This is a genomic window from Paraburkholderia sp. J94 (genome assembly GCF_905220285.1).
GTDB lineage: Bacteria > Pseudomonadota > Gammaproteobacteria > Burkholderiales > Burkholderiaceae > Paraburkholderia > Paraburkholderia tropica_A.
Window position 1 is genome coordinate 74,129 of record NZ_CAJMZH010000027.1, and the last position, 6,450, is coordinate 80,578.

Here is a 6,450-nt window from a genome sequence, read left to right on the forward strand (position 1 = left end):
CGCGCGCGGGGTGCGGCCGAAGACGGGCGTGGATTATACCGCGTTCGACTCGAGCCGGACGTCCCGCCCACGGCCCGCCATCAGGCCGGTTGCGGATGCATCACGAACCAGCCGAGGAAAATCGCGCCCGCGATCACGCAGTACAAGCCGAACGACGCCAGACGGCCGCGCCCTTCGAAATAACGCATCAGGAACTTCACGCTCAGCCACGCGGCGATGCCGGTCAGCACGCCGCCGACGAGCGCCGTCGTCAGCTGGTCGCGCGCGTGGAACAGCTTCGGCAGTTCGAGCACGCCCGCCGCGAAGATGATCGGCGTGCCGAGCAGGAACGAAAACTCCGCCGCCTTCTCGGTCGTGAGGCCCGCCGCGTTACCAGCGATCATCGTCAAGCCGCTGCGCGAGAAGCCCGGAATCAGCGCGCCGATCTGCGCGAGACCGACCAGAAACGCCTGGCGGAACGTGAGCTTTTCGGGCGCGCGGTGCGTGCGAGCACGCTGGAGGCGGTCGCCGAACCACAGCAGCACGCCGTTCACCATCAGCGCGGCGGCGACGATGCGCAGGTCGTGAAAGATCGCTTCGATGCGCTTTTCGAGCACCAAGCCGACGATGCCCGTCGGAATCGTGCCGATGATCAGCGCCCACATCATGTGGCCGTCGTCGTTCTTGCGGCCGCCCAGCGACGCGAAGAAACCGCTGATCAGCGCCACCCAGCGCGCGCGGAAATACCAGAGCAGCGCGACTGCCGTGCCCAGGTGCAACGCGACGAGGAACGGCAGCAGTTGCGGGGCGTGCTTGTCGATATGCATGCCGAACAGTGCCGGCACGAGCAAGGTGTGGCCGAGACTGCTGACAGGAAACAGTTCGGTAACGCCTTGCAGCACGCTCAGAAAGAGTAGAAACGAGAGACTCACGCGCGGATCCTCGGAATGGTTGGACATGACGCCGACCATCGCGGGGACAGTGCGGCAAAGCGCACCGATTATGCCTGGCCCGAATTGCAGCGCCAAGCTTCAAGTCTCATTTGTCGGAAAAGTTACCGCGTCGCAACAAAATCGCGGTGATCGGGACGATACGCGCAGCTGGCGCGCATGTTTCAGAAAGCAATCAGCCGGCAAACGCCGGCCAGAATGCAAGCAAACTGCAAGTAATCTGCGAGCCGTGCGCGCGGTGTGGCGCACGGCTTGTGCATCTTTGCGCTTAACGCGCCATCTTGTAGAAGAAGTATGCGCTGCTGCCGACGAACAGGCTGAACATGCCCATGCTCATGACCGTTGCGATATCCATTTTCGCGCCCTCCTTCGCTGTTGCTGTCTGCGGCTGTGTGCGAAATCGCACATTTCAGGGCGATTATGGCGGCGGCCCGGCTTGCACAACACCCACGATTTCCCGACGAGGGTTTCCACGCATCGGAAAGCGGCGCACAATCGCCCATCGCGTATTCGCGGCCCGCCGCTGCGCCGGCGCGGCTTTTCCCTCACCTCGACTCAGTGCCAGGCCATGGAAACACGCCCTCCGCAGGACCTCCTCGAACTCAACAGCGGCGTCTCCACGCTGCGCTTCGCTCCGTGGGCCGGCGGCCGCCTGCTCTCCTGGCACGTCGGCGGCGAGCCCGTCATCCGCTGGCCCGACAACGCGAACTGGGAGCAGCCCGCGCGCATCCGAGGCGGCAATCCGCTGCTGTTCCCGTTTCTCGGCCGTCATTTCGTCGATGGCCAGATCGGCCGCTGGCGTGACGCCGAAGGCGTCGTGCGCGATCTGCCGATGCACGGCTTCGCCCGCGATCTGCCGTTTGCCGCCCACGTCGACAGCGACGGGCGCGGCGTGCGCATGACGCTCGACGATTCGCCGGCGACGCGTGCGGGCTATCCGTTCGGCTTTCGCTTCGAGGCCGCTTACCGGCTCGCCGACGATCACACGCTCGACGTCTCGCTGACGGCCACCAATACCGGCGACGCGCCGCTGCCCTGGTACGCGGGCCATCACTTTTACTTTGCGCTGCCGCACGCGCAACGCGGCGAGAGCACGCTGGAGATGCCGCCCGCGCAGCGCCAACATCAGATGCCCGACGGTTCGATTAGCGCGCCGGAGCGCGGCGAGGCGCTCTATCGTCTCGACGACGCCGCCATCATCGACCGCTTTCACGTGCTTGAGCCGACGCCGCCGTCGGTGCCCGTGCGCTTCGTCGCGCCCGGACTCAAGCGCGCGGTCACGATCGATCTCGACCGCCCCGACTCGCTGCCGTGGTACGCCGTGACGACCTGGACGGAAGCCGCCGACTCCGACTTCTATTGCATCGAACCGTGGCTCGGTCTGCCCGACGCGATCCACAACGGCCTCGGCCTGCGCTGGCTCGCGCCGGGCGCCACGGAGACTGCGACGCTGCGTCTGCACGTTGAGGCGCTCGGCTAATGCAGCGGGCCTGACCGACTTTCGTCCACCTCAATTCCTGGCCTCAATCGCTGGCTTCGATCGCTAACGCGGCGGCAAACCCGTTAAAATCAGACGTTTTGCCGCCGCGATCCGCCTTCCGGCTGAACCGCGCGGCAGCGTCCTGCGAGGTTCAACATTGGCACAACGATTTAGACGAGGATTCAGGCAACTCGCGTGCGCGGCGCTCGTCGCGCTGCTCGCCGCGTGCGGCTCGGCACCGGTCGGCCCCGGCTACTACCGCGTGGAACGCGGCGACACGGTCAGCAAGATCGCGCGCAGCAACCGGCAATCGGTGTCGAACATCGTCCGCTGGAACAATCTGTCGAACCCCGACGCAATCGAAGTCGACCAGGTGCTGCGCGTCGCGCCGCCGGCCGGTTCGTCGGCTGGCGCGGAACGCACCGCGCCGCGCGCCACTGCCGCCGCACCGCGCGAATCGGCGCCCGACAATGCGGGTCCGGCACCCGCGCCCGTCTCGTCCATTTCGTTGATCTGGCCGACCGCCGGCCAGGTGGTCCGCAACTTCGACGGCCGCAACTCAAAAGGCATCGACATCGTGAATGCCGCCGGCACGCCGGTCGTCGCCGCCGCGCCGGGCACGGTCGTCTATGCGGGCAATGGCCTGCGCGGCTACGGCAATCTGCTGATCATCAAGCACGGCGGCGATTACCTGACCGCTTACGCGCATAATCAGGCGCTTTATGTGAAGGAAGGCGAATCGGTTGCGCAAGGGCAGAAGATCGCGGCCATGGGCGATTCGGACAACGATCGCGTGATGCTTCATTTCGAGCTGCGTTATCAGGGCCGCTCGATCGATCCGGCCCGCGATCTGCCGCCACGCTGAACTTCGTCGATCGCCGCGGCGTTTCGCATTACGTTTTCTTTAGCTTTTTTGCTCGTTTAACGCTCGCGGCGAATCAAATAGAACGTACAAAAAAAAGCCCGGCGTGGCGCCGGGCTAACGGGGGTTTGGCGCATATCGGCAAAGGACCGGTTTACCATGCGCCGAATGGCAATCTATCAACGCGACCCTGCCCGCGCAATCACTTAATTAGATCGAATATGTGTCGCGGCGCACGGATTATGTGTCGTCCGAACTTTCGATAGTGAAACGGCGTTGCGAAGCCCCGCCTTCCGCGCATAAAAATGCGCGTTGCAGCGCGCGATCCCGATTCGCAGATTTTCGCCGAAAAGCCTTTACCAGCGGGAGTTTGCGATCAAGATGCAGGGGCCGTTGCGGCACCCGAACGACCCGACTTCATTGCACCGCAGCGAGCTGTTTCGACGCGTGCGCCACCCACGGTCATTAAGTGGCCCACCGCACAAATGAATGCAATTATGCGCCGAAGTTGGTTTTTTGGAACAACGATCCGGCTTTTTCATCAGGCGTCTGCGCGGTCGATTTATTGGCATCGCCAATTGGCTTTTTTGTCCGATTAATTCGCGAATTTCGATATCGCGTCAATCGGATTCAGCGTTAGTCGTTAATTAACCGGATTATTATCAGACGAATAGCGGCACTGGCGCTTGTCGTCGTGTTGCCGTGCTGTTCTCGTGCTGTTCTCGTGCTGTTCTCGTGCTGTTCTCGTGCTGTTGCCCGGATAGCGCACAACGAAGTTCTGGCGCGTCGGGCCGCGTTGCCGTCTATCGTTTATAGTAACGGCCGCAATCGATTCTCAAGATCATGACCCAAAACAACGACGCCACGCCCAGCCCCCTTTACGCCAAGCTGCTCGGCGAGACCGCCAAGATCGACTGGCAGGATCTCGAACGTTTCTTCGCGCAGGGCAAGCTGCTTTCGGTGGCGCGCGACCTCGACCTCGTGAGCGTCGCCGAAGCGATCGCCAACGACGACGGCACGCGCGTGACGCAGTGGCTCTCGTCGGGCCTCGTCCAGCGGATGCAGGCCGAAACGGCCGCCGATTTCGCCGATCGCAAGCCGGAGCTGTGGGCCGTCGTCGTCTCGCCGTGGGTCTGCGTGCAGGAACGCAGTTGAGCGAGAGCGCCTCACTGCCTGTGCGGGGCGGCTGGCACCGGCGCGTGCTGATGCTCGCGTTCCCCATCGTCCTCGCCAATCTCACGCAGCCGATTCTCGGCGCCGTCGATACCGCCGTCGCCGGCCACTTGGGCCGTGCAGCCGATCTGGGCGGCGTCGCGCTCGGCGGTCTCTTCTTCAATTTCGTCTTCTGGGGCTTCGGCTTCCTGCGCATGGGCACGACCGGGCTCGTCGCGCAGGCCTACGGCGCGCACGATCACGCCGCGCTGCGAGCGAACGTCGTGCGCGCGCTGGTGCTGGCATTCGGGATCGGTGCGTTCATCCTGATCGTGCAGGCGCCTCTGATTCATTACGCGATCGCGCTTATCGGCGGCAGCGACGAGGTGCAGCGCAACGCGCGCCTCTACAGCCATGCGCGAATCGGCTCCGCGCCGTTCGCGCTGGCGAACTACGTCGTGCTCGGTTATCTGCTCGGCACGCAGCGTGTGCGCATTGCGCTGGTCGCGCAAGTGTTGATCAACGCTGTCAATGTCGTGGCCGTGCTGGCCTTTGTGTACGGGTTCGGCTGGGGCATCGCCGGCATCGGCGCGGCGACTGCGACCGCCGATGCGGCCGGCTTCGTGTTTGGCGCGGCAGTGCTTTGGCATCTGCGTCCGCGCGGTCTCGCGCCGCTCGACTGGCGCGCGGTCGTCGAGCCGTCCGCACTCAAACGGCTCGTCGCGATCAACCGTGACATCTTTTTGCGGACGATCTGTCTGCTCGGCTCGTTTGGCTGGTTCGCGCATCTCGGCGCGCAGCAGGGCGACGCGATCCTCGCGGCCAACGCGCTGCTGCTCAACTTCCAGACATTCATGGCGTACGGCCTCGACGGCTTCGCCCATGCGAGCGAGGCGCTGGTCGGCGCAGCCATCGGCGCGCGCGATCGCGACGCGTTCCGGCAGGCCGTCAAGGTCAATCTTTTCTGGGCGGCGCTCGGCGCGCTCGGATTCTCGGCGGTCTATTGGGGCGCGGGCGCCTGGATCATCGACAAGCTCACCGATCAGCCGACCGTGCGCGCCGCCGCACGGGCATTCCTGCCATGGGCCGCGCTTTCGCCGATCATCTCCGTCTGGGGCTTCCTGCTCGATGGCGTGTTCATCGGCGCGACGCGCACGCGCGAGCTGATGCAGGCGATGGCGGTTTCGTTGCTGGTGTTTCTCGCCGCTTCGTGGGCGCTCGTGACGCCGTTCGGCAATCACGGCCTCTGGGCCGCCTTGCTGATCTTCATGGCGTCTCGCGGACTGACGCTCTACCCGTTCGTTCCGCGCATTACCGGTGCGATTCAGCCTTCGATGGCTCGGTGAGCGCCGTCAGGCGCCCTGCTTCGTCTTTCTTCTTTTCCGAGCCTGAACCGGCTTATTCCGCTTTTTGCGACGACGGCGTGTCGATCATCATCGGCGGCCGATCGTCGGTCGGCACGCCGTGATAGTCGGCCGGATCGTGGGGCGGCGGACCGTGATGCTTGCTCGCCGAATTGTCGGCGCAAGCCGAAAGCATTGCGGCCATTGCGATGGCCAGCCAGACACGTGACATCGATTCAAATCCCTAAAAAAATGTTGCCGCGCAGCAGTGTACCGTCTGCGCGCGCGGCTCGCCGGTTCGCAAACACCACTATTTTTTCCGGGCCGGCTCTGTCCTAAGATACTCACATGGCTGCAACCCAAGGAGGCTGCCATGGATGCCGAAACCATTGCGGGGTTCGCGGGCCTTGCCGTCGGTCTGCTCGTGCTGTTAGGACTGTCGATTTTCGAATCGCGCGCCTATCGGAAGGAGCATGACGGGGAAGGCATGATGCACCACTGGCTGGCCGAACATCACGTGCTCGAGCGAGTGCGCCGCAGGCATTGAGCTGATGCGCGGGACCGTTGCGGTCCGGGTGTAGCCAGGCGGAATTTGCGTCTGTATCGCGGCAGGTGAATGCCGGCCGCGGGGCTGTTTATCGGCCGCGTTACGCGAGCCGATTGTTTATGCACGCGCATTTCACG

The 6,450-nt window shown here is 64.2% G+C and carries 7 protein-coding genes; 5 read left to right on the forward strand and 2 right to left on the reverse strand.

What is annotated here, in order from left to right; genetic code table 11:
* Positions 1–80: 80 nt before the first annotated feature.
* A complete protein-coding gene (locus U4Y88_RS36495; RefSeq protein WP_224017257.1) occupies positions 81–911 on the reverse strand; it encodes an undecaprenyl-diphosphate phosphatase in 831 nt (276 codons plus the stop codon).
* A 586-nt stretch (positions 912–1,497) separates the two neighbouring features.
* Here U4Y88_RS36495 and U4Y88_RS36500 point away from each other — a divergent pair.
* From U4Y88_RS36500 to U4Y88_RS36515, 4 genes are all read left to right on the forward strand, one after another.
* Complete coding sequence (locus U4Y88_RS36500; RefSeq protein WP_321789810.1) at positions 1,498–2,409, forward strand: aldose epimerase; 912 nt, start codon at positions 1,498–1,500, stop codon at positions 2,407–2,409.
* 157 nt (positions 2,410–2,566) lie between these two features.
* Positions 2,567–3,274 carry a peptidoglycan DD-metalloendopeptidase family protein gene (locus U4Y88_RS36505; protein WP_224017216.1) on the forward strand — a complete coding sequence of 236 codons (708 nt, stop codon included), beginning with the start codon at positions 2,567–2,569 and terminating at the stop codon, positions 3,272–3,274.
* A gap of 840 nt (positions 3,275–4,114) precedes the next feature.
* Positions 4,115–4,426 (forward strand): DUF2288 domain-containing protein, encoded by a 312-nt coding sequence (locus U4Y88_RS36510; RefSeq protein WP_224017213.1) that lies wholly within the window; start codon positions 4,115–4,117, stop codon positions 4,424–4,426.
* A 50-nt stretch (positions 4,427–4,476) separates the two neighbouring features.
* Positions 4,477–5,769: an MATE family efflux transporter gene (locus U4Y88_RS36515; RefSeq protein ID WP_321789818.1), complete on the forward strand. Its 1,293-nt coding sequence runs from the start codon at positions 4,477–4,479 to the stop codon at positions 5,767–5,769.
* A gap of 52 nt (positions 5,770–5,821) precedes the next feature.
* Here the strand turns inward: U4Y88_RS36515 and U4Y88_RS36520 are convergent, their stop codons facing one another.
* Positions 5,822–5,998: a hypothetical protein gene (locus U4Y88_RS36520; protein ID WP_224017211.1), complete on the reverse strand. Its 177-nt coding sequence runs from the start codon at positions 5,996–5,998 to the stop codon at positions 5,822–5,824.
* 141 nt (positions 5,999–6,139) lie between these two features.
* On the opposite strand from U4Y88_RS36520, the gene U4Y88_RS36525 reads away from it, so the two are divergent.
* The gene (locus U4Y88_RS36525) at positions 6,140–6,313 is read left to right on the forward strand and encodes a hypothetical protein (RefSeq protein ID WP_224017209.1); all 174 of its coding nucleotides are present in this window, start codon (positions 6,140–6,142) and stop codon (positions 6,311–6,313) included.
* The last annotated feature ends 137 nt before the right edge of the window (positions 6,314–6,450 follow it).